This window comes from Streptomyces sp. NPDC104202 (genome assembly GCF_055584185.1).
This window is the reverse complement of record NZ_JBVJMN010000002.1, coordinates 132550-158566: the sequence shown is the minus strand read 5'-3', so window position 1 is coordinate 158566 and position 26017 is coordinate 132550. Positions and strand designations below refer to the sequence as shown.

The following is a 26017-nucleotide window of genomic DNA, read 5'->3' as shown; positions in this document are numbered from 1 at the left end:
CAGTAGGGTGGACGCGCCGCCGTAGTACGACTGTCGAGACCCAAGGGAGCCGGGAACGTGTCCCGTCAGGTGTTCCTCTACGACCCGCCGGAGCGTTTCGTGGCCGGTACGGTCGGGCTGCCTGGCCGCCGTACGTTCTTCCTCCAGGCGTCGGCCGCAGGCCGGGTCACCAGCGTGGCCCTGGAGAAGACGCAGGTCGCCGCGCTCGCCGAGCGGATCGACGAACTCCTCGACGAGGTCGTGCGCCGCACCGGGGGCAACGCCCCGGTCCCGGCCGTCGCGCCCGCCGAGATCGCCGACACCGCCCCCCTCGACGCCCCCGTCGAGGAGGAGTTCCGGGTCGGCACCATGGCGCTCGCCTGGGACGGCGAGGAGCAGCGGATGATCGTCGAGGCGCAGGCCCTCGTCGAGCTCGACGTGGACTCCGAGGAGGACCTCGCCGAGGCCGAGGAGCGGCTGCTCCAGGACGAGGAGAACGGTCCGCCGATGCTCCGGGTGCGCCTCAGCGGGGCCCAGGCGCGGGCCTTCGCCAAGCGGGCCCTGGACGTCGTCAACGCGGGCCGGCCGCCGTGCCCCCTGTGCAGCCTGCCGCTCGACCCCGAGGGCCACGTCTGCCCCCGCCAGAACGGATACCGCCGCGGAGCATGACCAGCAGCCCCCCGACGCCGCCGGACGCCGAACTGCTGGCCCGCGGTGAGCTGACCGTGCGCGGCCGGGTCCGCGAGGCGTCCAACGCCGTGCTGTACTGCTCCGTCGCGTACGAGGGCCGTGAGGCGGCCTGCGTGTACAAGCCCGTCGCGGGCGAGCAGCCGCTGTGGGACTTCCCCGACGGCACCCTCGCCCAGCGCGAGGTCGCCGCGTACGAGCTGTCCGAGGCCACCGGCTGGGGGCTGATCCCGCCGACGGTGCTGCGGGACGGCCCGTACGGGGAGGGCATGGTCCAGCTGTGGATCGAGGCCGACCCCGAGGCGCGGCTGCTGGCCCTGACCGAGGACGACGAGGCCGGCGAGGGCTGGAAGGCCGTCGGGCCGGCCCAGGTGGCCGAGGACCGCACGGCGCTCCTGGTGCACGCGGACACCCCGGCACTGCGGCGGCTCGCCGTCCTGGACGCGGTGATCAACAACGGCGACCGGAAGGGCGGGCACCTGCTGCCGGCCCCGGGCGGCCGGCTGTACGGGATCGACCACGGGGTGTCCTTCCACGTCGAGGACAAGCTGCGGACGCTGCTGTGGGGCTGGGCGGGCGAGGAGCTGCCCGCCGAGGCGGCCGGCGTCCTCGACGCCCTCGGCCGCTCCCTGGCCCCTGGAGGGCCCCTCGCCGCCCGTCTGGCGGAACTGCTCACCGCCGCCGAGATCGAGGCCGTGCGCGCCCGCGTGGAGGCCCTGCGTAGCACGGGGCGCCATCCGGAACCGTCGGGACAGTGGCCGGCGATCCCCTGGCCGCCGGTCTGAGCACGGGCCGAAAGGTTTCGGCCAGGCCCTGGTGGCACCCGGCACCCCTGGGGGGTATGCACGCACGCCTCCGACCCGCAAGACCGCCTAATCGGTCAAGATCCCGGATCCGGTTCGTATCCGGAACACCTGTCCGGTTACGCTCGGGTCATGCATGCCTGGCCCGCTTCTGAGGTCCCCGCCCTTCCCGGCAAGGGCCGCGACCTCCGGATCCACGACACCGCGACCGGCGGACGAGTCACCCTCGTCCCCGGCCCCGTCGCCCGTATCTACGTCTGCGGCATCACGCCGTACGACGCGACCCACATGGGTCACGCGGCGACCTACAACGCGTTCGACCTCGTTCAGCGCGTGTGGCTCGACACCAAGCGGCAGGTGCACTACGTCCAGAACGTGACGGACGTGGACGACCCGCTCCTGGAGCGCGCGATCCGCGACGGCGTCGACTGGGTCGGCCTGGCCGAGCGCGAGACCGCCCTGTTCCGCGAGGACATGACCGCCCTGCGGATGCTGCCGCCGCAGCACTACATCGGCGCGGTCGAGGCCATACCGGGCATCGTCCCGCTCGTCGAGCGCCTTCGGGACTCCGGCGCCGCCTACGAGCTCGACGGCGACGTCTACTTCTCCGTCGACGCCGACCCGCACTTCGGGCAGGTCTCGAACTACACCACCGAGCTGATGCGCCACCTCTCCGCCGAGCGCGGCGGGGACCCGGAGCGCCCCGGCAAGAAGAACCCGCTCGACCCGATGCTCTGGATGACCGCCCGCGAGGGCGAGCCGAGCTGGGACGGCGCGAGCCTCGGCCCCGGCCGTCCCGGCTGGCACATCGAGTGCGTCGCCATCGCCCTCGACCACCTGGGCATGGGCTTCGACGTGCAGGGCGGCGGCTCGGACCTGATCTTCCCGCACCACGAGATGGGCGCCTCCCACGCCCAGACGCTCACCGGCGAGTTCCCGATGGCCAAGGCGTACGTCCACGCCGGCATGGTCGGGCTGGACGGCGAGAAGATGTCGAAGTCCAAGGGCAACCTGGTCTTCGTCTCCGCGCTCCGCCGCGACGGCGTCGACCCGGCCGCCATCCGGCTGGCGCTCCTGTCCCACCACTACCGCGCCGACTGGGAGTGGACCGACCAGGTCCTCCAGGACGCCGTGGAGCGCCTCGACCGCTGGCGCGCCGCGGTGTCCCGCCCCGACGGCACGCCCGCCGACGCGCTCGTCGAGGAGCTCCGCGAGGCGCTGTCCGACGACCTCGACACCCCCGCCGCGCTGGCCGCGGTGGACCGCTGGGCCGCGCTGCAGACGGCCGAGGGCGGCGACGACGACTCCGCTCCCGGCCTCGTCTCGCGCGCGGTCGACGCCCTGCTCGGTGTCGCCCTGTAAGCGTCCCTCCCGCACAACTCCCTTCTGCGCAACCGCCCTTGGACTTCTCAAGAAGTCCGGGGGCGGTTCCTTTTTGTCCTGTCGCGATGCTCGAATCTGCGCTAAAGAGGCACCATGCAATCATCAATGCGCATGAGAGCTGCAGTCGTCGGAGCACTCCTCGGGTTCGTCGCCACCCTCGCGGGACCCGGTGCCACCGCCACGGCCGAACCGTCCGACACCACCGTCGGCGCGGTCACCGGCTTCGCCGCCGACGGCTCCGTCTACCGGCTGACCGCCGGCCGGGCCGAGGCCCGGGTCTCCTTCGTCACCGCCGACACCTTCCGCATCGAACTCGCCCCCGACGGGAAGTTCACCGACCCCACCGGCACCGACATCACGCTGCCGCAGGGCCCGCCGCCGGCCACCCGCTGGCGCGACCTCGGCGACCGCTACGAACTCGCCACCGCCGAGGTGACCCTGCGCGCCTACAAGGCGCCGCTCCGCTTCGCGGCCGTCCGCGCCGACGGCACCCCGCTCTGGTCCGAGACCCGGGGCCTGACCTGGAACCAGGACCGCACCGTCCAGACCCTCGCCCGCGGCGCCACGGAGCAGTTCTACGGCGCCGGCATGCAGAACGGCCGCGGCAACACCTCCCACCGCGACAAGACCGTCGAGGTCGGCGTCGACTACAACTGGAACGACGGCGGCCACCCCAACTCCGTCCCGTTCTACCTCTCGTCCGCCGGGTACGGCGTCTACCGCAACACCTACGCCCCCAACACCTACGCCTTCACCGAGCCCGTCACCACCGCCGCCCGGGAACAGCGCTTCGACGCCTACTACTTCACCGGCACCGGCCGCGACGCCGCCAAGGACGTCATCGGCCAGTACACCCGGCTCACCGGCAAGCCCTTCCTGCCGCCCGTGTACGGCCTGGAGATCGGCGACGCCGACTGCTACCTCCACAACGCCAACCGCGGCGAGCGCCGCACCCTCGACGCGCTGAAGGTCGCCGACGGCTACGTCGAGAACGACATGCCCAACGGCTGGATGCTCGTCAACGACGGCTACGGCTGCGGCTACGAGAACCTCGCCGAGGCCGCCGCGGGACTCGGCGACCGGGGCATGAAGCTCGGCCTGTGGACCGAGGACGGCATCGACCGGCTCGGCGAGCAGGTCAAGGCCGGCCAGCGGGTCGCCAAGCTCGACGTCGCCTGGGTCGGCGAGGGCTACAAGTTCGCCCTCGACGGCTGCAAGGACGCCCACGCCGGCATCGAGGCCAACAGCGACGCCCGCGGCTTCACCTGGGCCCCCGAGAGCTGGTCCGGCGCCCAGCGCTGCGGCGTCCAGTGGTCCGGCGACCAGTCCGGCAGCTGGGAGTACATCCGCTGGCAGATCCCCACCTACGCGGGCGCGTCCATGTCCGGCCTCGCCTACACCACCGGTGACGTCGACGGCATCTTCGGCGGCAGCGCCAAGACCTACACCCGCGACCTCCAGTGGAAGACCTTCCTGCCCGTCACCATGACGATGGACGGCTGGGCGGCGAACGACAAGCAGCCGTTCCGCTACGGCGAGCCCTACACCACGATCAACCGCGCCTCCCTCAAGCTCCACGAGGCCCTGCTCCCGTACATCTACAGCCACGCCCACCGCGCCACGAAGACCGGCGTCGGCCTCGCCCGGCCGCTCGCCCTGGAGTACCCGGACGACCCGAAGGCCGCGGGCGACGCCGCGAAGTACGAGTTCCTCAGCGGCGAGGACTTCCTGGTCGCCCCCGTCTACCAGGACGCCGTCGAACGCGACGGCATCTACCTGCCCGCGGGCACCTGGATCGACTACTGGAGCGGCCGCGTCCACCAGGGCCCGGTGACCCTCGACGACTACAGCGCCCCGCTCGACACCCTGCCCCTGTTCGTCCGGGCCGGGGCGGCCGTCCCGATGTGGCCCGGAGACATCCGCTCCTCCACCGACCGCGCCCCCGGCGACCCGCTCGCCTGGGACGTCTACCCCCAGGGCACCTCGTCCTTCGAGCTGTACGAGGACGACGGCGTCACCCGCGAGCACCGCACCGGCCGGTACGCCACCCAGCGCGCCGAGGTCCGCGCCCCGAACGCCGGTCCCGGCGACGTCTCGGTCCGCGTCGGACCCAGCACCGGCACGTACACCGGCAAGCCGGCGGCCCGGCCGTACGCCTTCACCGTCCACACCGGCGACGCCCCCGGCAGCGTCCGGCTCGACGGACGAAGCCTGCCCGGCCTCACCTCCCGGACCGCGTTCGACGCCGCCGCCGAGGGCTGGTGGTACGACCGCGACGAGCGCGGGGGAGTGGTCCGGGTCAAGACCGCGGCCCTGTCCACCGCCCGCGGCTTCGAGCTGCGCCTGACCGAGACCAGCGCGGTCGGCGGCGCCGTCCGGGGCGCTCCCGCCGTCCTCGCCGCCCCCACGGGCCAGGAGCTCGGCGCCGGCGCCCCCGGCACCGTCGCCGTCGACGTCACGGCGGGCAGCAGGGACGCCACCGACGTACGGGTCTCCCTGGACGTCCCGGCCGGCTGGCAGGTCGCCCCGGCGGCCCCGATCGCCCGTGTCCCGGCCGGCACCACCCGCCGGGTCGAGGTCACGGTCACCCCCGCGGCCGGCGCCACGCCCGGCGAGGCCACCCTCACGGCGACCGCCCGCCACCGCGCGGCCGGCGTCGACCGCACCGCCACCCAGCGGCTCGCGGTCGGCGTGATGCCCCCGCCGCCCACCGGCGACGCGTGGGCGAGCGATCTCGTCTGGCTGCGCTCCACCAACGGCTGGGGTCCGGCGGAGCGCGACCGCTCCAACGGCGAGTCCGGCGCCGCCGACGGCCGGACCCTCACCCTCGCGGGCACGACCTACGCGAAGGGCATCGGCGCCCACGCCGACTCCGACATCGAGGTCTACCTCGGCGGCCGCTGCACGGCCCTCACCGCCGACGTCGGCATCGACGACGAGATCGACGGCTACGGGGAGGTGGCCTTCTCCGTCGAGGCCGACGGCAAGGTCCTGTGGACCTCGCCCCGGCTCACCGGCGCCTCCGCGACCCTGCCGGTGAACGTCGACGTGACCGGGGCCCGGCACCTCCGGCTGCGGATCACGGACACCAACGGGTCCAAGAGCGGTGACCACGGGGACTGGGCCGCGGCCCGCCTGAGCTGCCGCTGACCATCGCCCCGCGCCCGGCGACCCCGCCGGGCGCGGGCGGGGCCGGAAAGCCGGACGGGAGGGGTGGCCGCGCCACCCCTCCCGTACCGGTCACTCCGTGTCCTCGCCGTTGCGGCCCTCGGCAGGCGGGCGGGGCGCGGCGTCCGGCTCCGCGTCGGGCCCCGGCTCCGCGTCCGGTCCGCCGGCCGCGTCGGCTGCCGGATCCACCGCGGGGCCCGGCTCCGCGCCCGCGTCCCCGCTCGGCTTCGCGCCCGCCTCCGGTGCCGCTTCCGCGCCCGGTACGGCCTCCGGACCGGGTTGCTCCGGCTTCGGCGGCCGGGTCCGGCCGCTGCCGGCGTCGCGCAGGAACGGGGAGTCGCCGCCGTCCGTCGCCATGCCGGGCCCGGGGCCGCTGCCCGGCTCGCGCCGCCGCAGATACCGCTCGAACTCGCGGGCGATGGCCTCACCCGACGCCTCCGGCAGCTCCGCCGTGTCCCGGGCCTCCTCCAGCGTCTGCACGTACTCGGCGACCTCGCTGTCCTCGGCGGCCAGCTGGTCCACGCCCACCTGCCAGGCCCGCGCGTCCTCGGGCAGCTCGCCCAGCGGGATGCGCAGACCGATCAGGTCCTCCAGGCGGTTGAGGAGCGCCAGCGTCGCCTTCGGGTTCGGCGGCTGCGACACGTAGTGCGGGACCGCGGCCCACAGGCTCACCGCCGGGACCCCCGCGTGCGTGCACGCCTCCTGGAGGATGCCCACGATGCCGGTCGGGCCCTCGTAGCGCGTCTCCTCCAGGTCCATCGTCCGCGCCAGGTCCGGGTCGGACGTGACCCCGCTGACCGGGACGGGACGGGTGTGCGGGGTGTCACCGAGCAGCGCGCCCAGGATCACCACCATCTCCACGCCCAGTTCGTGGGCGAAGGCGAGCAGCTCGTTGCAGAAGGAGCGCCAGCGCATCGAGGGTTCGATGCCCCGGACGAGCACCAGGTCGCGCGGCTTGTCGCCGCCGACCCGCACCACGGAGAGCCTGGTCGTGGGCCAGGTGATCTTCCTGACGCCGTTGTCCAGGAAGACCGTGGGCCGGTTGACCTGGAAGTCGTAGTAGTCCTCGGCGTCCAGCGCCGCGAACACCTCGCCCTTCCATTCCCGGTCCAGGTGGGCGACCGCGGTGGAGGCGGCGTCGCCGGCGTCGTTCCAGCCCTCGAACGCGGCCACCATGACCGGGTCGATCAGCTCGGGTACCCCCTCGAGCTCGATCACCCAGCGCCTCCTTATTCGAAGTTCCTGTCGTACGGACCAACCTTACGGCTTTCCGGCGGTCCGCCCGCAGCCCCCGGGCATCCCCGAAAACCCGTGCGGCCTTGATCGACTACCCAGGAACTCCCCTCCGCACACGGCGGCCTCACTCCTCCCAGAGCGTGCTCGGCGCCTCCCTCCGCACCACGGGTGCGATCTCCTCCGCGAAGCGCTGGAGCGTCTCTGCCTGCTCGGCCGTCGACTGGCCGAACGTGTCGACCGTCACCGACTGCAGGTCGTGCCCGTAGTGCGCGTGGTAGCCGAGGATCTTGTCGATGATCTGCTGGGGCGAGCCGATCAGTTGGGGGCCGTCCGCGATCGCGTCCTCGATCGTGCGGAACGGGGTGTTGTACCCGGCCTTCCCCTCCAGGTGTGGCCGGAAGCTCTGCCGCACCTTCGCCTCGTACAGGTCCTTGTAGCGGGCGACCGCCCGCTCGGCGGTGTCGGCGATGAGCAGGCCGCCGGAACCGGCCGCCACGCGCGCGTGGGCCGGGTCATGGCCGTACTCCGCGAACTTCTCGCGGTAGTGCGCGATCAGCCTCGCGTACGCCTCCCTCGGCTGGATCGCGTTGGCGGTGAAGAGCGGGTCGCCGTGCTTCGCCGCGAGCTCGGGAGAGTTCAGGCTGGTGGCCGAGCCGTGCCAGATCCGGGGCGGTCCGGCGTACGGACGCGGCACGGTGGTGACGTTCTTCAACGGCGGGCGGAACTCGCCCTCCCAGTCGACCCCCTCCTCCGTCCACAGCCGGCGCAGCAGCTCGTACTTCTCCTTCTGGAGGTCCCACTGCCGTTCCTCGTCGAGTCCGAAGAGGTCGAAGTGCCCGGCCTCCGCGCCCTTGCCGACGACGAGTTCGAGCCGGCCGCGGGAGAGCTGGTCGAGGGTGGCGTAGTCCTCGGCGACCCGGACGGGGTCCAGGATCGCGACCACGGTGACGCCGGTCAGCAGCCTGATCCGGCGGGTCCGGGCGGCGAGCGCGGCCAGCAGCACGGTCGGCGCCGAGGAGAGGAACGGGCCCGCGTGCCGCTCTCCCACCGCGTACGCGTCGAAGCCGAGGCGCTCGGCGGTCTCGCCGAGCGCGACGACCTGCTCCAGCCGGTCGGCGGCGGTGAGGATCTCTCCGGTCAGCGGGTGCGGGGAGTGGTGGACGATCGACAGCACCTGAAACTTCATGCGTCCACTCTGCGCGCCGAGTGTTGCGGCCGTGTGGACGGCGCGTGGCACGCCGCGGGGGCGGCCCTCCCGAGGAGGAACCGCCCCCCCCCGCCGCGGAGTCGCCGTGCGGCTACTTCCGCAGCATGGACTCGACGTCGGCGCGGATCTCGTCCGTCGCGAGACCGCGGATGGTCAGCGTCGTGCGGCGGCGCAGCACGTCGTCCGCCGTCTCGGCCCACTCGTGGTCGCGGGCGTAGGCGACCTGCGCCCAGATCTCCGGCGCGTCCGGGTGGATGCGGCGGGCCAGGTCCGGGTTCTCGTTCGCCATGCGGGCGATGTCGAAGGAGAGCGAACCGTAGTGCGTCGCCAGGTGCTTGGCGGTGTCGGCCGCCATGCGCGGGCCGGGCGCCGGACCGTCGACGAGCAGCCGGTGGGCGACCGCGTTCGGGTTGGCTATGCCGGGCAGCGGCAGCCGCTTCGGGAGCGCGGACACCGGTTCGTAGTCCTCGCCCAGCGGGTGGCCGGGGAGCTGCTCCAGCTTCTTCATGACCGTGCGGCCGATGTGGCGGAAGGTCGTCCACTTGCCGCCGGCCACCGACAGCATGCCGCCGCGGCCCTCGGTGACGACCGTCTCGCGCTTGGCCTTGGAGGTGTCGCCGGGGCCGCCGGGGAGCACCCGCAGACCGGCGAACGCGTAGGTGATGAGGTCCCGCGACAGCTGCTGGTCGCGGATGGAGAAGGCGGCCTCGTCCAGGATCTGGGCGGTGTCCTTCTCGGTGACCTCGACCTGGCCCGGGTCGCCCTCGTACTCCTCGTCGGTGGTGCCGAGGAGCAGCATGTCCTCCCAGGGGAGGGCGAAGGTGATGCGGTACTTGTCGATCGGGGTGGCCAGCGCGGCCTTCCACGGGGAGGTCCGCTTGAGGACCAGGTGGGCGCCCTTGGACAGACGGATGGAGGGGGCCGCGTTGGGGTCCTCCATCCGGCGCAGGTGGTCGACCCACGGTCCGGTCGCGTTGAGCACGAGCCGGGCGCTGACGCCGAACTCGTCACCGCTGGTGCGGTCCTTCAGCTCGGCGCCGGTGACCCGGCCCCGGGTGAAGCGCAGGCCGGTGACCTCGGCGTGGTTGAGGACGGTCGCGCCGGCGTCGACCGCCGCGCGGACCGTCATCAGCGCCATGCGGGCGTCGTTCATCTGGTCGTCGCCGTAGACGGCGACGGCCTTCAGGTTGTCGGTCCGCAGCTCCGGCACGTCCTGCGCGGCCTTGGCGGGGGAGAGCAGGTGCCCGACGCCGTCACCGAAGGCCGACAGGGCGCTGTAGGCGAAGACGCCGGCGCCGAGCTTGGCCGCGCCGTGCGGGCCGCCCTTGTAGACCGGCAGGTAGAAGGTGAGCGGGTTGGCGAGGTGCGGTGCCACCTGGCGGGAGACCGCACGCCGCTCGAAGTGGTTCTCCGCGACCAGCTTCACCGCGCCGGTCTGCAGGTAGCGCAGACCGCCGTGGAGCAGCTTCGAGGAGGCGGAGGAGGTGGCGCCGGCGAAGTCGCCGGCGTCCACCAGGGCCACCCGCAGGCCCGACTGCGCGGCGTGCCAGGCGGTGGAGATGCCCAGGATGCCGCCGCCGATCACCAGGAGGTCGTACGTCGCCTTGGAAAGCTGGTCCCGGGTCTCGGCGCGGCTCGGGAGGGAGCCGGACGCCGGGTGCGTCCCGAGGGCAGGGACGCTCTGCAGGGTGGTCGTCATGTGTCTTACTCCTCGGATGCGTCATCGAGCCAGCCCATGGAGCGTTCCACGGCCTTGAGCCAGCTCTTGTACTCGCTGTCACGCCTGCCGGCGTCCATGCGAGGGGTCCATTCCGCGGCGCGGCGCCAGTTGGCGCGCAGCGCGGCGGTGTCCGGCCAGAAGCCGACGGCGAGGCCGGCGGCGTAGGCGGCGCCGAGGCAGGTGGTCTCGGCGACCATCGGACGCACGACGGGCGCGTCCAGGAAGTCCGAGAGGGTCTGCATCAGCAGGTTGTTGGAGGTCATGCCGCCGTCGACCTTGAGCGCGGTCAGCTCGACGCCGGAGTCCTTCGTCATGGCGTCGGTGATCTCGCGGGTCTGCCAGGCGGTGGCCTCGAGAACGGCGCGGGCGATGTGCGCCTTGGTGACGTACCGGGTGAGGCCGGCGATCACACCGCGGGCGTCGGAGCGCCAGTACGGGGCGAACAGGCCGGAGAAGGCCGGCACGAAGTAGGCGCCGCCGTTGTCCTCGACCGAGGACGCGAGGGTCTCGATCTCGGCGGCGGACTTGATCAGGCCCATCTGGTCGCGCATCCACTGCACCAGCGAACCGGTGACGGCGATGGAGCCCTCCAGGGCGTAGACCGGCTTCTCGTCGCCGATCTGGTAGCCGACCGTGGTCAGCAGGCCGCTGTAGGAGTTGATGATCTTGTCGCCGGTGTTCATCAGCATGAACGTGCCGGTGCCGTACGTGGACTTGGCCTCGCCCTCGGCGAAACAGGTCTGGCCGAACAGGGCGGCCTGCTGGTCGCCGAGCGCGGAGGCGACCGGGACGCCGGCGAGCACGCCGTCCTTGACGTGGCCGTACACCTCGGCGGAGGAGCGGATCTCGGGGAGGACGTTGAGCGGGACGCCCATCGACTCCGCGATCTTCTCGTCCCAGGCCAGCGTGTGCAGGTTCATCAGCATGGTGCGCGAGGCGTTGGTGACGTCGGTGACGTGCACGCCGCCGTCGACGCCGCCGGTCAGGTTCCAGATGACCCACGAGTCCATCGTGCCGAAGAGGATGTCGCCGGCCTCGGCGCGCTCGCGCAGGCCCTCGACGTTGTCCAGCATCCAGCGGATCTTCGGGCCGGCGAAGTAGCTCGCGAGCGGGAGGCCGGTCTCGCGGCGGAAGCGGTCCTGGCCGACGTTGCGGCCGAGCTCCTTGCAGAGCGCGTCGGTGCGGGTGTCCTGCCAGACGAGGGCGTTGTGGACGGGCTCGCCGGTGTTCTTGTCCCAGAGCAGCGTGGTCTCGCGCTGATTGGTGATGCCGATGGCCTTGACGTCGGCCGCGGCGATGCCGCCCTTCGTCAGGGCGCCGGCGACGACCTCCTGGACGTTGGTCCAGATCTCGGCGGCGTCGTGCTCGACCCAGCCCGGCTTCGGGAAGATCTGCTCGTGCTCCTTCTGATCGACGGAGACGATCCGGCCGTCCTTGTCGAAGACGATGCAGCGCGAGGAGGTGGTGCCCTGGTCGATGGCCGCGATGAAGGGGCCGGAGGTGTGTGCGTCGGTCACGGTGTGCTCCAAGGGGGGTCTGGAAGAAGGACGGCTCAGGCGAACGCGATGTTGTAGATACCCGCGGCGAGGGCGCCACCGATCAGCGGTCCGACGACCGGGATCCAGGCGTAGCCCCAGTCGGAGCCGCCCTTGTGCTTCAGCGGCAGCAGGGCGTGCACGATGCGCGGACCGAGGTCACGGGCCGGGTTGATCGCGTAACCGGTCGGGCCGCCGAGCGAGAGGCCGATGGAGACCACGACGAAGGCGGTGATCAGGGCGCCTATGACGCCGAGGCCCTTGCCGCTGTCGTTCAGGCCCTGGGTGAGCACGGCCAGGACGAGCACGACCGTGCCGATGATCTCGGTGGCCAGGTTCTGCCAGGTGTTACGGATCTCGGGGCCGGTGGAGAAGATGCCGAGCACCGGGCCGGGGCCCTCGATCGGCTTCTCGCCCGAGGCCTCGGGGTCGGCGAGGTGCGCCTGGAACTGGCCGTAGTAGGCCACCCAGACCAGCGCCGCGCCGATCATCGCGCCGAGCATCTGGCCGGCGAGGTAGATGGGGACGTTGCCCCACTCGCCGTCCTTGATCGCGATGCCGACGGTGACGGCGGGGTTCAGATGGGCGCCGGAGAGGGAAGCGGTCATGTAGACGGCCGTCATCACGGCGAAGCCCCACCCGAAGGTGATCGCGAGCCAGCCCGCGTTGCGGGCCTTGGAGCCCTTGAGCGTCACGGCGGCGCACACGCCGCCGCCGAGCAGAATGAGAACGGCGGTACCGATGGTCTCGCCGAGGAAGATGTCGGAGCTGGACACCCGCGACTCCTTTGTCCTTCGTCCAGGGGAAGGCGAACCCCGGGTCCCTCCGGTGGTCCGCGCCCTCGTGTTGAGGGCGTTACCGGCCCTTGGCGCTGCCACACTCTAGCGCGTATTGCCGTTAGGTGTTCGGCATTGCCGACCGATGAACGGAAGTTTTGCCCCCGGGTTAACAGCACGTCAAGGGTCCGGGGCGCGAAAAACCCGCCGATAACGCGATCGTTACCGACGGGTTCAGTCGTGTTCGGGTGCCGGGGGGAGTACGCGCCTCCCGGGCGTGTCAGAAGCGGCCGGCCCCCAGGTCCCGCGACACCGCGCGGGCGCAGTCGCGTACCGCCGCCACCAGCTCGGGGCGCAGCTCCCCGCCCGGACAGAGCCGCTCCACGGCCCCCGTCACGGCCACCGCGCCCACCGGCATCCGCCGGCGGTCGTGGATCGGCGCCGCCACCGAGGCCACGCCCTCCCAGGTCTCCTCCGCGTCCGCCGCCCAGCCGCGCGCCCGCACCAGGTCCAGCAGCTCCTCGAACCGCGCTGGCTCCGTGGTCGTCCGCGGGGTGAAGGCCTCCCGCTCGACCTCCAGGACCTCGCTGTGCGCCACCGGGTCGTACGCCGAGAGGACCTTGCCCAGCGCGGTGGAGTGCAGCGGCTGCATCGCCCCCACCTCCAGGACCTGCCGGCTGTCGTCCGGCCGGAAGACGTGGTGCACGATCAGGACGCCGCGCTGGTGCAGGACGCCCAGGTGGACGCTCTCGCCGCTGGACCGGGCCAGGTCGTCCGTCCAGACCAGGGCGCGCGCCCGCAGCTCGTGGACGTCCAGATAGCTGTTGCCGAGCCGGAGCAGCTCCGCGCCCAGCTGGTAGCGGCCCGAGGCCGGCTCCTGCTCGACGAACCCCTCCGCCTGGAGGGTGCGCAGGATCCCGTGGGCCGTTCCCTTGGCGAGTCCCAGCGAGGACGCGATGTCCGACAGGCCGAGCCGGCGCTCGCCGCCTGCGAGCAGTCGCAGCATGGCCGCCGCCCGTTCAAGCGACTGGATGTTCTTCGCCATCGCCCGGCCCCTTATCCCTCTCACACTGTTCGACAATGCTGAACACTATCGGTCGATGCCGACCTTGCGTTACACCTGACAGTGTCGGGCAAGAGCGGGTCGTACCGGGAGTCCCCGCACACAGGATGCCGTCCGCCCCGTGGGACGCCGTGTCCACCCCGGGCTGAGCGCGGTTACGCTGGCCACGTGCACCCTCCCCCGAGGGCGCAAAGCCGACAGCCGTCGCATCCCAGGGAGCTCATCCATGGCCTCGTTGCCGACCCCTTCCGCTGACAGCCGGACCCGCGCCGCAGCCCTCCGCGAGGCGCTCGCGAGCCGCGTCGTCGTCGCCGACGGAGCCATGGGCACCATGCTCCAGGCCCAGGACCCCACCCTCGAGGACTTCCAGAACCTCGAAGGGTGCAACGAGATCCTGAACGTCACGCGCCCCGACATCGTCCGTTCGGTCCACGAGGAGTACTTCGAGGCCGGCGTCGACTGCGTCGAGACCAACACCTTCGGCTCCAACCACTCGGCCGCCGGCGAGTACGACATCGCCGACCGGATCTTCGAGCTCTCCGAGGCCGGCGCCCGCATCGCCCGCGAGGTGGCCGACGCGTACGGCGCCCGCGACGGCCGCCAGCGCTGGGTCCTGGGCTCCATCGGCCCCGGCACCAAGCTGCCCTCCCTCGGCCACACCACGTACGGCGTCCTGCGCGACGGATACCAGCAGAACGCCGAGGGCCTGCTCGCCGGCGGCGCGGACGCCCTGATCGTCGAGACGACCCAGGACCTGCTCCAGACCAAGGCGAGCCTGATCGGCGCCCGCCGCGCCATGGAGGCCGTCGGCCTCGACGTCCCGCTGATCTGCTCCCTCGCCTTCGAGACCACCGGCGTCATGCTGCTCGGCTCGGAGATCGGCGCGGCGCTGACCGCCCTGGAGCCGCTCGGCATCGACATGATCGGGCTGAACTGCTCCACCGGCCCGGCCGAGATGAACGAGCACCTGCGCTACCTCGCCCGCCACTCGCGCACGCCCCTGATGTGCATGCCGAACGCGGGCCTGCCGATCCTGACCAAGGACGGCGCCTACTTCCCCCTGACGCCGCCGGAGATGGCCGACGCGCAGGAGAACTTCGTCCGCGACTACGGCCTCTCGCTGGTCGGCGGCTGCTGCGGCTCGACGCCCGAGCACCTGCGCCAGGTCGTCGAGCGGGTGCACGGCATCACGCCCCCCGAGCGCTCCCCCCAGCCCGAGCCCGGCGCCGCCTCGCTCTACCAGACCGTGCCGTTCCGCCAGGACACCTCCTACATGGCGATCGGCGAGCGGACCAACGCCAACGGCTCGAAGAAGTTCCGCGAGGCCATGCTCGAAGGCCGCTGGGACGACTGCGTCGAGATGGCCCGCGACCAGATCCGCGAGGGCGCGCACATGCTCGACCTCTGCGTCGACTACGTGGGCCGCGACGGCGTCGCCGACATGGAGGAGCTGGCCGGCCGCTTCGCGACCGCCTCCACCCTCCCCATCGTCCTGGACTCCACCGAGGTCGACGTCCTGCGCGCCGGCCTGGAGAAGCTCGGCGGCCGCGCGGTCATCAACTCCGTCAACTACGAGGACGGCGACGGCCCCGACTCCCGCTTCGCCAAGGTCACCCGGCTGGCCCAGGAGCACGGCGCCGCGCTGATCGCCCTCACCATCGACGAGGAGGGCCAGGCCCGCACCGTCGAGCACAAGGTCGCGATCGCCGAGCGGCTCATCGAGGACCTCACCGGCACCTGGGGCATCCACGAGTCGGACATCCTCATCGACACCCTGACCTTCACCATCTGTACCGGTCAGGAGGAGTCCCGCAAGGACGGCATCGCCACCATCGAGGCCATCCGCGAGCTCAAGCGGCGCCACCCCGACGTCCAGACGACGCTGGGCCTGTCCAACATCTCCTTCGGCCTCAACCCGGCCGCCCGCATCCTGCTGAACTCGGTCTTCCTCGACGAGTGCGTCAAGGCCGGCCTCGACTCGGCGATCGTCCACGCCTCCAAGATCCTGCCGATCGCCCGCTTCGACGACGAGCAGGTCACCACCGCCCTCGACCTGATCTACGACCGCCGGGCCGAGGGCTACGACCCGCTGCAGAAGCTGATGGCGCTCTTCGAGGGCGTCAACACCAAGTCGATGAAGGCCGGCAAGACCGAGGAACTCCTCGCCCTGCCCCTCGACGAGCGCCTCAAGCGCCGCATCATCGACGGCGAGAAGAACGGCCTGGAGGCCGACCTCGACGAGGCCCTGGAGTCCCGGGCCGCCCTCGACATCGTCAACGACACCCTGCTCGACGGCATGAAGGTGGTCGGCGAGCTCTTCGGCTCCGGTCAGATGCAGCTGCCGTTCGTGCTCCAGTCCGCCGAGGTCATGAAGACCGCGGTAGCGCACCTGGAGCCGCACATGGAGAAGTCGGACGCGGAGGGCAAGGGCACGATCGTGCTCGCCACCGTCCGCGGCGACGTCCACGACATCGGCAAGAACCTCGTCGACATCATCCTGTCGAACAACGGCTACAACGTGGTCAACATCGGCATCAAGCAGCCCGTCTCCGCGATCCTGGAGGCCGCCGAGGAGCACTCCGCCGATGTCATCGGCATGTCGGGTCTCCTCGTGAAGTCCACCGTGATCATGAAGGAGAACCTCCAGGAGCTCAACCAGCGCGAGCTGGCGGCGAAGTACCCGGTGATCCTCGGCGGAGCCGCCCTCACCCGCGCCTACGTCGAGCAGGACCTGCACGAGATCTACCAGGGCGAGGTGCGCTACGCCCGCGACGCCTTCGAGGGCCTGCGCCTCATGGACGCCCTCATCTCGGTCAAGCGGGGCGTCCCCGGCGCCGCGCTCCCCGAGCTGAAGCAGCGACGGGTCGTCAAGCGCGACGCCCCCGCCCTCCAGGTCGACGAGCCGGAGCCCGCCGGACGCTCCGACGTGGCCACCGACAACCCGGTGCCGACCCCGCCGTTCTGGGGCACCCGCGTCGTCAAGGGCATCCCGCTGAAGGAGTACGCCTCCTGGCTGGACGAGGGCGCCCTCTTCAAGGGCCAGTGGGGCCTCAAGCAGAACCGCGCCGGCGACGGTCCCTCGTACGAGGAGCTCGTCGAGTCCGAGGGCAGGCCGCGGCTGCGCGGCTGGCTGGAGCGCCTCCACACGGAGAACCTCCTGGAGGCGGCCGTCGTCCACGGCTACTTCCCCTGCGTCTCCAAGGGCGACGACCTGATCATCCTGGACGAGGCCGGCAACGAGCGGACCCGTTTCACCTTCCCGCGCCAGCGCCGGGGCCGCCGCCTCTGCCTCGCGGACTTCTTCCGCCCGGAGGAGTCCGGCGAGACCGACGTCGTCGGCCTCCAGGTCGTCACGGTCGGCTCGAAGATCGGCGAGGCCACGGCCAAGCTCTTCGCCTCCGACTCCTACCGCGACTACCTGGAGCTGCACGGCCTCTCCGTCCAGCTCGCCGAGGCCCTCGCCGAGTACTGGCACGCCCGCGTCCGCGCCGAGCTCGGCTTCGCCGGCGAGGACCCGGCGGACGTCCAGTCCATGTTCGACCTCAAGTACCGCGGCGCCCGCTTCTCTCTCGGCTACGGCGCCTGCCCCGACCTGGAGGACCGGGCCAAGATCGCCGAGCTCCTCCGCCCGGAGCGGATCGGCGTGCACCTCTCGGAGGAGTTCCAGCTCCACCCCGAGCAGTCCACCGACGCCATCGTGATCCACCACCCCGAGGCGAAGTACTTCAACGCCCGGTGACCGCCGGGCGACGCCCGGCGGCGGATGTGACGGAGGCGTGGTCCAAATCCACGCTTCCGCGATGATCCGGACGTACACTTGTCGGTCCAGTGCAGGCCGGTCCTCCTCCCCGTACCGGGGAGGGGGCCGGCCTTCTCGTCCCTCCATGGAGGTGTGCCGATGACCAGTACGGTCCCCGCGTCCCTGTTCCGTACGAACGGCAGCTCCGCCCTGCAGGCGGTCTTCCTCGACATGGACGGGACCCTCGTCGACACGGAGGGGTTCTGGTGGGACGCGGAGGTCGAGGTCTTCGCCGACCTCGGGCACCGGCTGGACGAGGCGTGGAGGGACATCGTCGTCGGCGGCCCGATGACCCGCAGCGCCGGCTACCTCATCGAGTCCACCGGCGCCGACATCACGCTCGACGAGCTGACGGTGCTGCTCAACGAGAAGTTCGAGCAGCGCATCGACCGCGGCGTCCCGCTCATGCCCGGCGCCGAGCGGCTCCTCGCCGAGCTGGCCCGCCACTCCATCCCCACCGCCCTGGTCTCCGCCTCGCACCGGCGGATCATCGACCGGGTCCTCGCCTCACTCGGCCGCGACCGCTTCACCCTGACGGTCGCCGGCGACGAGGTCGTCCGCACCAAGCCCCACCCCGAGCCGTATCTCACGGCCGCCCGCGGGGTCGGGGCCGACCCCGCGCTCTGCGCCGTCATCGAGGACACGGCGACCGGTGTGGCGGCCGCGGAGGCGGCCGGCTGCCGGGTCGTCGCGGTGCCCTCCGTCGCCCCGATCACGGCCTCTCCCGGCCGGGTCGTGGTGCGCTCCCTCGAAGACGTCGACGTGCCTTTCCTGCGCACGTTGATCTCCGGAATCTGAGCTGTATCTGAGCTTTCCCCGGACCGAATGCGCCTTTCCCGCCAGGGAATCGGACAGGCCATTCACCGCGACGGAATTCCCGTGACCTTCGTCACGCAGAGTGCCCGGCGGTGGGTGGCCTGTCCGCGTGGTGCGCCCGGAATGGGGCGATTCCGTTGCCCTCATGTGTCCTGATTCGCTCACGGGCGTCCCCGTCGTACCCCCGCATGACTATCGAGCGTCCCGTATTCATGATCACTGTCCGGCAGCCCCCTGGCCGCTTCGCGGTCCGGCAATAGCGGCGCCGCCCACTAATCTTTCGCGAGAACTTCGCCGTATAACCGCGTGCACCGGCGCACACCCCGACCGCCGTGAGCACAGGACCGATCGAAACACCCGGCCCGATCGCTCCCGCCCCGACCGGGCGGCCGGCGGCGGAGTTCCCACTGACCGCTGTACCCAGTGCCGGATGAGGAGATCGTCCCTGATGAACCGCAAGACCCTGGTGCTACCGGCCGTGGCCGGACTGCTCGCCCCCCTGCTCGCCGCCTGCGGCGGAGGACAGGACGACGGAGCGATCGTCGTCGGCACCACGGACCAGTTCATCGCCACCGAGGACGCCCCCGCCCCGCTCGACCCGGCGTACGCCTACGACACCGGCGCCTGGAACATCCTCCGCCAGACCGTCCAGACCCTCATGCACGTGCCGCGCGGCGGCGGCGAGCCCGTCCCCGAGGCGGCCGAGAGCTGCGGCTTCTCGGACAAGGCCAGCGAGAGCTACCGCTGCAAGCTCCGCTCCGGCCTCACCTTCGCCGACGGCACCGCGATCACGGCCGAGGACGTCAAGTACTCCATCGAGCGCGTCCTGAAGATCAAGTCGGACAACGGCACGGCCGCCCTCCTGGCGAACATCGACACCGTCGAGACCCAGGGCTCCGACGGCGTCGTCTTCCACCTCAAGAGCCCCGACGCGACCTTCCCGTACAAGCTCTCCACCCCGGTCGCCGGCATCCTCAGCAAGGCCAAGTACGCCTCCGACTCCCTCCGCGACGGCTTCGACGTCGACGGCTCGGGTCCGTACACGATGAAGGTCGAGCGCGACGGCGAGAAGGCCACCCGCTTCGTCTTCACCAGGAACCCCGCCTACAAGGGCGACATCACCCTGCGCAACGACAAGGTGGAGCTCCGCCCCTACGGCGACGCCACCGCCATGGGCGCCGCCCTGGAGAGCGACGACATCGACATGATGGCCCGCTCCCTGTCGCAGAAGCAGATCAAGGACCTCACCGAGTCGCCCCAGGACGGCATCGAGATCACCGAGGTCCCCGGCCTCGAGATCCGCTACCTCGGCTTCAACACCAAGGCGCCCTCCGTCCAGCAGAAGGCGGTCCGCCAGGCCATGGCGTCCGTCGTCGACCGCGGCGCGCTCGTCAACATGGTTTACGGCCCCACCGCCGAGCCCCTGTACTCGCTGATCCCCTCCAGCATCACCGGCCACGCCACCCCGTTCTTCGACGAGTACGGCGAGCCCGACCCCGCCCGCGCCGCCAAGCTCCTCAAGGAAGCGGGCGTCAAGACACCGGTCAAGGTGACGCTGAACTACACCACCGACCACTACGGCGCCGAGACCGCGCAGGAGTTCGAGGCGCTCAAGAAGCAGCTGGTCGCCTCCGAGCTCTTCGACGCCACCGTCCAGGGCTCCGAGTGGTCGAAGTTCCGCACCGCCCAGAAGCGCGGCGACTACGCCGTCTACGGCCTGGGCTGGTTCCCGGACTACCCGGACCCCGACAACTACGTCGCGCCCTTCCTCGACAGCGACAACTTCCTCAACACCCCGTACGTGAACAAGGTGGTCCGCGACCAGCTCATCCCGCGCTCGCGCCGCATGGCCGACCGCACGGCCGCGACCCCCGTCTACACGCAGATCCAGAAGATCGTCGCCCAGGACGTCCCCGTCCTGCCCCTGTGGCAGGGCAAGCAGTACGTCGCGGCGCGCGACGACCTCAACGGGGTCGAGTACGCCCTCAACACCTCCTCCGACCTGCTGCTCTGGGAACTGGGACGCGGCACCGCATAACCCCTGTCCGGATCGGTTGTACCGGCCGCGCACCCGGGCGCGGCCGGCCTGACATAGAGATCAAGAGGCACGTTCTGTGAAGGCACACACCAAGTGGCTGACGGCCCCGCTCGCCGCCGGCCTGTCCGCCGCGCTCCTCAGCGGCTGCGGCACCGAACAGGGCGGCGGCGCCGACGGCTCCGGGGAGGGCGTGCGCGTCGGCATGTCCGACGAGATCCTCGCCACCGACCCGGCCGCCGGCTACGACCCCGGCTCCTGGCTGCTGTTCAACAACGTCTTCCAGTCCCTGCTCGCCTTCCCCAAGGGCGGCTTCGCCCCCGAGCCGGAAGCCGCCGACAAGTGCGGCTTCTCGGCCGGCAGCAAGGTGTACAGCTGCACCCTGCGGGACGGCCTCACCTTCTCCAACGGCAACAAGCTCACCTCGGAGGACGTCAAGTTCTCCTTCGAGCGCGCCCTCAGGATCGCCGACCCCTCCGGCCCGGCCCCGCTCCTCTCCACGATCGACAAGATCGAGACCCCCGACGAGCGGACCGTCGTCTTCCACCTCAAGGTGCCGGACGCCACCTTCCCCAGCAAGATCGCCTCCGGCGCCGGCTCCATCGTCGACCACCGGGAGTACCCGGCCGACGCCCTGCGCACCGACGGCAAGGCCGTCGGCTCCGGGCCGTACAAGCTGGACTCCTTCGGCGAGAACCAGGCCACCTTCTCCGCCAACTCCGGGTACCACGGCCTCGCCCGGCCCAAGAACGACGCGATCACCCTCAAGCTCTACCGCGGCGACCGCACCGCCCTCGCCAAGGCCCTCACCGACGGCGACGTCGACATCGCCTACCGAGGCCTCTCCGCCGACGACATCGCGGCCCTGGAGACGTCCGACACCACCGACGACAAGGGCATCGAGGTCGTCCAGGGCAGCAGCGCCGAGGTCCAGCACCTCGTCTTCAACATGAAGGACCCGGTCGTCGGCAAGCTCGCCGTCCGCCAGGCCATCGCCCACCTCGTCGACCGCGAGGCCCTCGTCGAGGACGTCTACAAGTCGACGGCCACGCCGCTCTACTCGATCGTCCCGACCGGCATCGCCGGCCACAACACCGCCTTCTTCGACACCTACGGCAGCCCCGACGCGGCGAAGGCCAAGAAGGCCCTGCGCACCGCCGGCATCACCGGCAAGGTCAAGCTCACCCTCTGGTCCACGCCGAGCCGCTACGGCCCGTCCACCGACCAGGAGCTCAAGGCCATCGCCGGACAGCTCAACGACAGCGGCCTCTTCGACGCCGACGTCAAGTCCGTCGCCTACGAGCAGTACGAGAAGGACATAGCGGCCGGCAAGTACGGCGTCTACGTCAAGGGCTGGGTCCCCGACTACCCGGACGCCGACAACTTCACCTCCCCGTTCTTCGGCGAGGGCAACGTCCTGGGCAACCACTACGACAACGCCACCATCACCGGCCGCCTCCTGCCGAGGACCGCGGCCCTCACCGACCGCGCCGGCACCGCCGACGAGTACGGCCGCATCCAGGACCTCGTCGCCGACGACCTGCCGATGCTGCCCCTGTGGCAGGGCAAGCAGTACGCCGTCGCCCGCGACGACGTCACCGGCCTGGAGTGGACCCTCGACGCGTCCACCGTCTTCCGCTTCTGGGAGATCCGGAAGGGCTGACCGCCCCGGCGGCACCCGCACGACGACGGGGAGGGGCCCGGCACGCGTCCGCGCGCCGGGCCCCTCCCCGCTCCCGGTACCCCGGGAGCCGCCTACTGGCCGCCGCCCGGCCGCACCAGACCGCTCTCGTACGCGTACACCGCGGCCTGCACCCGGTCGCGCAGCCCGAGCTTCGTCAGCACATGGCCCACATGCGTCTTGACGGTCGTCTCGCTGACGAACAGGTCCGCCGCGATCTCCGCGTTCGACAGGCCCCGCGCCACCAGCTTCAGGACCTCCACCTCGCGGTCGGTCAGGGTGCCCAGCGTCTCCGGCATCCGCTCCTCGCCCGTCGGCAGGTGCGCCGAGTACTTGTCCAGCAGCCGGCGCGTGATCGACGGGGCCAGCATCGCCTCGCCCGCCGCCACCACCCGGATCGCCTGCACCAGCTCGTTCGCCGGGGCGTCCTTCAGCAGGAAGCCGCTCGCGCCCGCCCGCAGCGCCTCCACCACGTACTCGTCCAGGTCGAAGGTGGTCAGCACCAGCACCTTCGCCGGACCGTCCCGGCCCGGCCCCGTGATCTGCCGGGTCGCCTCCACCCCGTCCATCCGCGGCATCCGGATGTCCATCAGCACCACGTCCGGCTGCAGCGCGCGCACCTGCTCCTGCGCCTGCAGACCGTCCCCGGCCTCACCCACCACCGCGATGTCCTGCTCCGCCTCCAGAATCATCCGGAAGCCGGTGCGCAGCAGCGGCTGATCGTCGACCAAGAGGACGCGGATCGTCACAGGGGCTCCTTCACGGTGCGGGCGGGCACACGGTGCCGGCCCGGCTCACACGGACGGCCGGGCCGGGTCCATTCTGCCCTGACCCTCTTCACCCGCCTCCGGCGGGCGCGCGGAGACGATCTTCAGCGGATAGACCGGGGGAGTCCCCCCGAACTCCGGGCAGACCGCCTGGTGGTCGCACCAGCCGCACAGTTTCGTCGGCCGCGGCCGCCAGTCGCCGGTCTCCGTCGCCAGCCGGATCGCGTCCCACAGCGCCAGCAGCTTCCGCTCCACCCGCAGCAGATCCGCCTCCACCGGGTCGTACGTCAGCACGTCCCCGCTGCCCAGGTAGACCAGCTGCAGCCGCCGCGGCATGACCCGCCGCAGCCGCCAGACCACCAGCGCGTAGAACGTCATCTGGAACAGCGCGCCGTCGCGGTACTCCGGCCGCGGCGCCTTCCCCGTCTTGTAGTCGACGATCCGCACGTCGCCCGAGGGCGCCACGTCGATCCGGTCGATCACCCCGCGCAGCCGCAGCCCCGAATCCAGCTCCGTCTCCACGAACAGCTCGCGCTCGGCCGGCTCCAGACGCGAGGGGTCCTCCAGTGTGAACCACCGCTCGACCAGCCGCTCCGCCTCCGACAGCCAGCCCGCCAGCCGCTCCCCGTCCCGGTCCTCCGCGAACAGCTCGCCCAGCTCGGGCTTCGACTCCAGCAGCCGGTCCCACTGGCCCGGCACCATCGCCTTGGCCCGCGGCGCAGTCCGGTCCGCCGCCGGAGCGTCGAAGAGCCGCTCGAGCACCGCGTGCACCAGCGTGCCCCGGGTCGCCGCCGGACTCGGCTTCTCCGGCAGCCGGTCGATCACCCGGAACCGGTACAGCAGCGGACACTGCATGAAATCGCTCGCCCGCGACGGCGACAACGACATGGGCGCCCGGGGCTCCGCCGGCACCTGCTCGCTCGTACTCATGACGAAGACCCTACGACCCGCCACCGACAACGCGCGGAATACCATCGACCCGGGACCCCGTCGCACTGCATGATCGAACCGTGACGCACCGACGCGGGGTCACACCACGCGACGAGAGGAACCCGTGAACCAGGACGAGCCCAAGCCGCAGCGGACCGAGGAGCCCGGCGGCGGCATCCTCATGGGCCGCCCCTTCGGCGTGCCCGTCTACGTCGCGCCCAGCTGGTTCCTCGTCGCCGCCCTGATCACCTGGGTCTTCGGCGACCAGATCGAACGCGTCCTGCCCGAGCTCGGCGCCGCCCGCTACCTCGTCTCGCTCTTCTTCGCCGTGGCGTTCTACGCCTCCGTCCTCGTCCACGAGCTGGCCCACACCATCGCCGCGCTCCGCTTCAAGCTCCCCGTGCGCCGCATCCAGCTCCAGTTCTTCGGCGGCGTCTCCGAGATCGAGAAGGAGAGCGAGACCCCCGGCCGCGAGTTCGTCCTCGCCTTCGTCGGCCCCCTCCTCTCCCTCGTCCTGGCGGGCGTCTTCTACCTCTCCCTGTACGCCGTCGAGCCCGGCACCGTCCCCGGCGTCCTGCTCGCCGGCCTGATGATCTCCAACCTGATCGTCGCGATCTTCAACCTGCTGCCCGGCCTCCCGCTCGACGGCGGCCGCATGCTCCGCGCCGTCGTCTGGAAGATCACCGGCAAGCCCATGAGCGGCACCGTCGCCGCCGCCTGGGTCGGCCGCGCGCTCGCCGTCCTCGTCCTCGTCGGCCTGCCCCTGCTCACCCGCACCGGCCTCCTCGGCAACTCGACCGACGACATCAGCGGCTTCAACACCGTCACCGACGCCCTGCTCGCCGCGATCCTCGCCGCCATCATCTGGACCGGCGCCGGCAACAGCCTCCGCATGGCCCGGCTCCGCGAGCACCTCCCCGAGCTCAGCGCCCGCAGCCTCACCCGCCGCGCCATCCCCGTCGAGCCCGCCACCCCCCTCTCCGAGGCACTGCGCCGCGCCAACGAGGCGGGCGCCCGCGCCCTCGTCGTCGTCGACGCCGCCGGCGCCCCCACCGGCATCGTCCGCGAGAGCGCCATCGCCGCCGTCCCGCAGCACCGCCGCCCCTGGGTCGCCGTCAGCACCCTCACCCAGGACCTCACCGACGGCATGCGGGTCCCCGCCGAACTCACCGGACAGCCCCTCCTCGACCACCTCCGCGCCAGCCCGGCCACCGAGTACCTGGTCGTCGAGGAGACCGGCGAGATCTACGGCGTCCTCGCCACCACCGACGTCGAGCGCGCCTTCGTCAAGGCCATGGCAAGACCCGCCTCGTAACCCCGGTACTCTGGTCGTATGTCCGAACCGACCGGTGCCGCCCGCCGACGCGGGCCCTTCAAGGTCGGGGACCAGGTTCAGCTGACCGACCCCAAGGGCCGTCACTACACGTTCACGCTCGAAGAGGGAAAGAACTTCCACACCCACAAGGGTTCTTTCCCGCACGACGAACTGATCGGCGCCCCCGAGGGCAGCGTTGTCCGCACCACCGGAAACGTCGCCTACCTCGCGCTGCGCCCCCTGCTCCCCGACTACGTCCTGTCCATGCCCCGCGGCGCAGCCGTGGTCTACCCGAAGGACGCGGGCCAGATCCTGGCCTTCGCCGACATCTTCCCCGGCGCGCGCGTCGTCGAGGCGGGTGTGGGTTCCGGCTCGCTCAGCAGCTTCCTGCTCCGCGCCATCGGCGACAGCGGCATGCTGCACTCCTACGAGCGCCGCGAGGACTTCGCCGAGATCGCGAAGGGCAACGTCGAGCGCTACTTCGGCGGCCCCCACCCCGCGTGGCAGCTGACCGTCGGCGACCTCCAGGACAACCTGTCCGACACGGACGTCGACCGCGTCATCCTGGACATGCTCGCCCCCTGGGAGTGCCTGGAGGCCGTCTCCAAGGCGCTCGTCCCCGGCGGCATCCTCTGCTGCTACGTGGCGACCACCACCCAGCTCGCGCGCACCGTGGAGTCCATCCGCGAGTTCGGCTGCTACGCCGAGCCGCAGCCGTGGGAGTCCATGATCCGCAACTGGCACGTCGAGGGCCTGGCCGTCCGCCCCGACCACCGCATGATCGGCCACACCGGCTTCCTCGTCACCGCCCGCCGCCTCGCGGACGGCGTCGAGCCCCCGATGCGCCGCCGCCGCCCCGCCAAGGGCGCCTACGGCGAGGACTACGAAGGCCCCAACAAGGGCTGACGTCCCGACATCCGTACGACGCCGCCGTCGAGTTCCCCGCCCACGGGAGGGAACTCGACGGCGGCGTCCTCATGTTCGGCGCCCCGCCGCGGCGCCGGGCCGAGGCCGGTTCGCGCCCCCGGAACGCTCCTTCCGGGCGCGTACGCGCCCCCGGACCGCGCCGCTCGTCGTCGACCCCCGGCTGTTCCTTCGCCCTGTGACGTGTGGCACG

18 protein-coding genes are annotated in these 26017 nt (G+C 71.6%); 10 read left to right on the top strand and 8 right to left on the bottom strand.

Annotated elements, in window-relative coordinates; translation table 11 throughout:
- Positions 1 to 57: 57 nt before the first annotated feature.
- From ACZ60W_RS02025 to ACZ60W_RS02010, 4 genes are all read left to right on the top strand, one after another.
- Positions 58 to 648 carry a DUF3090 domain-containing protein gene (locus ACZ60W_RS02025; protein ID WP_469753388.1) on the top strand — a complete coding sequence of 197 codons (591 nt, stop codon included), beginning with the start codon at positions 58 to 60 and terminating at the stop codon, positions 646 to 648.
- Positions 612 to 1451 carry an SCO1664 family protein gene (locus ACZ60W_RS02020; protein WP_469753490.1) on the top strand — a complete coding sequence of 280 codons (840 nt, stop codon included), beginning with the start codon at positions 612 to 614 and terminating at the stop codon, positions 1449 to 1451. The genes ACZ60W_RS02025 and ACZ60W_RS02020 overlap by 37 nt, the downstream gene beginning before the upstream one ends.
- 150 nt (positions 1452 to 1601) lie before the next feature.
- Positions 1602 to 2831 (top strand): cysteine--1-D-myo-inosityl 2-amino-2-deoxy-alpha-D-glucopyranoside ligase, encoded by a 1230-nt coding sequence (mshC, locus tag ACZ60W_RS02015; protein WP_469753387.1) that lies wholly within the window; start codon positions 1602 to 1604, stop codon positions 2829 to 2831.
- A gap of 114 nt (positions 2832 to 2945) precedes the next feature.
- Positions 2946 to 6002: an NPCBM/NEW2 domain-containing protein gene (locus ACZ60W_RS02010; RefSeq protein ID WP_469753386.1), complete on the top strand. Its 3057-nt coding sequence runs from the start codon at positions 2946 to 2948 to the stop codon at positions 6000 to 6002.
- A 90-nt stretch (positions 6003 to 6092) separates the two neighbouring features.
- Here ACZ60W_RS02010 and ACZ60W_RS02005 read toward each other — a convergent pair whose 3' ends face one another.
- From ACZ60W_RS02005 to ACZ60W_RS01980, 6 genes are all read right to left on the bottom strand, one after another.
- Positions 6093 to 7238 carry a PAC2 family protein gene (locus tag ACZ60W_RS02005; protein WP_469753385.1) on the bottom strand — a complete coding sequence of 382 codons (1146 nt, stop codon included), beginning with the start codon at positions 7236 to 7238 and terminating at the stop codon, positions 6093 to 6095.
- 142 nt (positions 7239 to 7380) lie between these two features.
- The gene (locus ACZ60W_RS02000; RefSeq protein WP_469753384.1) at positions 7381 to 8442 is read right to left on the bottom strand and encodes an LLM class flavin-dependent oxidoreductase; all 1062 of its coding nucleotides are present in this window, start codon (positions 8440 to 8442) and stop codon (positions 7381 to 7383) included.
- A gap of 112 nt (positions 8443 to 8554) precedes the next feature.
- Positions 8555 to 10162, bottom strand: coding sequence for a glycerol-3-phosphate dehydrogenase/oxidase (locus ACZ60W_RS01995; protein WP_469753383.1), 1608 nt, complete (start codon positions 10160 to 10162; stop codon positions 8555 to 8557).
- Between the two features lie 5 nt (positions 10163 to 10167).
- Positions 10168 to 11700 (bottom strand): glycerol kinase GlpK, encoded by a 1533-nt coding sequence (glpK, locus tag ACZ60W_RS01990; protein ID WP_469753382.1) that lies wholly within the window; start codon positions 11698 to 11700, stop codon positions 10168 to 10170.
- Positions 11701 to 11735: 35 nt separating this feature from the next.
- Positions 11736 to 12494, bottom strand: a complete 759-nt coding sequence (locus ACZ60W_RS01985) for an MIP/aquaporin family protein (RefSeq protein ID WP_469753381.1) — start codon at positions 12492 to 12494, stop codon at positions 11736 to 11738.
- A 280-nt stretch (positions 12495 to 12774) separates the two neighbouring features.
- Positions 12775 to 13539 (bottom strand): IclR family transcriptional regulator, encoded by a 765-nt coding sequence (locus ACZ60W_RS01980; protein ID WP_469753380.1) that lies wholly within the window; start codon positions 13537 to 13539, stop codon positions 12775 to 12777.
- Positions 13540 to 13783: 244 nt separating this feature from the next.
- Here ACZ60W_RS01980 and metH point away from each other — a divergent pair, with 244 nt between their 5' ends.
- The 4 genes from metH (at position 13784) to ACZ60W_RS01960 (ending at position 21870) form a co-directional block, all read left to right on the top strand.
- Complete coding sequence (gene metH, locus ACZ60W_RS01975; RefSeq protein WP_469753379.1) at positions 13784 to 17296, top strand: methionine synthase; 3513 nt, start codon at positions 13784 to 13786, stop codon at positions 17294 to 17296.
- 159 nt (positions 17297 to 17455) lie between these two features.
- Positions 17456 to 18154: an HAD family hydrolase gene (locus ACZ60W_RS01970; protein WP_469753378.1), complete on the top strand. Its 699-nt coding sequence runs from the start codon at positions 17456 to 17458 to the stop codon at positions 18152 to 18154.
- A 466-nt stretch (positions 18155 to 18620) separates the two neighbouring features.
- Positions 18621 to 20210, top strand: a complete 1590-nt coding sequence (locus tag ACZ60W_RS01965; RefSeq protein WP_469753377.1) for an ABC transporter substrate-binding protein — start codon at positions 18621 to 18623, stop codon at positions 20208 to 20210.
- Positions 20211 to 20286: 76 nt separating this feature from the next.
- Entirely contained in the window at positions 20287 to 21870 is a 1584-nt protein-coding gene (locus ACZ60W_RS01960; RefSeq protein WP_469753376.1) for an ABC transporter substrate-binding protein, read from the top strand.
- Positions 21871 to 21962: 92 nt separating this feature from the next.
- On the opposite strand, the gene ACZ60W_RS01955 is transcribed toward ACZ60W_RS01960, so the two are convergent.
- Both ACZ60W_RS01955 and ACZ60W_RS01950 read right to left on the bottom strand, forming a co-directional pair.
- Complete coding sequence (locus tag ACZ60W_RS01955) at positions 21963 to 22637, bottom strand: response regulator (RefSeq protein ID WP_469753375.1); 675 nt, start codon at positions 22635 to 22637, stop codon at positions 21963 to 21965.
- A gap of 45 nt (positions 22638 to 22682) precedes the next feature.
- Entirely contained in the window at positions 22683 to 23585 is a 903-nt protein-coding gene (locus ACZ60W_RS01950; protein ID WP_469753374.1) for a RecB family exonuclease, read from the bottom strand.
- Positions 23586 to 23766: 181 nt separating this feature from the next.
- On the opposite strand from ACZ60W_RS01950, the gene ACZ60W_RS01945 reads away from it, so the two are divergent.
- Both ACZ60W_RS01945 and ACZ60W_RS01940 read left to right on the top strand, forming a co-directional pair.
- Positions 23767 to 24900 carry a site-2 protease family protein gene (locus ACZ60W_RS01945; protein ID WP_469753489.1) on the top strand — a complete coding sequence of 378 codons (1134 nt, stop codon included), beginning with the start codon at positions 23767 to 23769 and terminating at the stop codon, positions 24898 to 24900.
- Between the two features lie 18 nt (positions 24901 to 24918).
- Complete coding sequence (locus tag ACZ60W_RS01940; protein WP_015032448.1) at positions 24919 to 25806, top strand: tRNA (adenine-N1)-methyltransferase; 888 nt, start codon at positions 24919 to 24921, stop codon at positions 25804 to 25806.
- Positions 25807 to 26017: the final 211 nt, after the last annotated feature.

Excerpts from the sequence above, each read along its gene's own strand:
- mshC (WP_469753387.1), top strand. The coding sequence starts at position 1,602 with ATGCATGCCTGGCCCGCTTCTGAGGTCCCCGCCCTTCCCGGCAAGGGC.
- ACZ60W_RS02010 (WP_469753386.1), top strand. The coding sequence starts at position 2,946 with ATGCAATCATCAATGCGCATGAGAGCTGCAGTCGTCGGAGCACTCCTC.
- ACZ60W_RS02000 (WP_469753384.1), bottom strand. The coding sequence starts at position 8,442 with ATGAAGTTTCAGGTGCTGTCGATCGTCCACCACTCCCCGCACCCGCTG.
- ACZ60W_RS01995 (WP_469753383.1), bottom strand. The coding sequence starts at position 10,162 with ATGACGACCACCCTGCAGAGCGTCCCTGCCCTCGGGACGCACCCGGCG.
- ACZ60W_RS01980 (WP_469753380.1), bottom strand. The coding sequence starts at position 13,539 with ATGGCGAAGAACATCCAGTCGCTTGAACGGGCGGCGGCCATGCTGCGA.
- metH (WP_469753379.1), top strand. The coding sequence starts at position 13,784 with ATGGCCTCGTTGCCGACCCCTTCCGCTGACAGCCGGACCCGCGCCGCA.
- ACZ60W_RS01970 (WP_469753378.1), top strand. The coding sequence starts at position 17,456 with ATGACCAGTACGGTCCCCGCGTCCCTGTTCCGTACGAACGGCAGCTCC.
- ACZ60W_RS01965 (WP_469753377.1), top strand. The coding sequence starts at position 18,621 with ATGAACCGCAAGACCCTGGTGCTACCGGCCGTGGCCGGACTGCTCGCC.
- ACZ60W_RS01950 (WP_469753374.1), bottom strand. The coding sequence starts at position 23,585 with ATGAGTACGAGCGAGCAGGTGCCGGCGGAGCCCCGGGCGCCCATGTCG.
- ACZ60W_RS01945 (WP_469753489.1), top strand. The coding sequence starts at position 23,767 with ATGGGCCGCCCCTTCGGCGTGCCCGTCTACGTCGCGCCCAGCTGGTTC.
- ACZ60W_RS01940 (WP_015032448.1), top strand. The coding sequence starts at position 24,919 with ATGTCCGAACCGACCGGTGCCGCCCGCCGACGCGGGCCCTTCAAGGTC.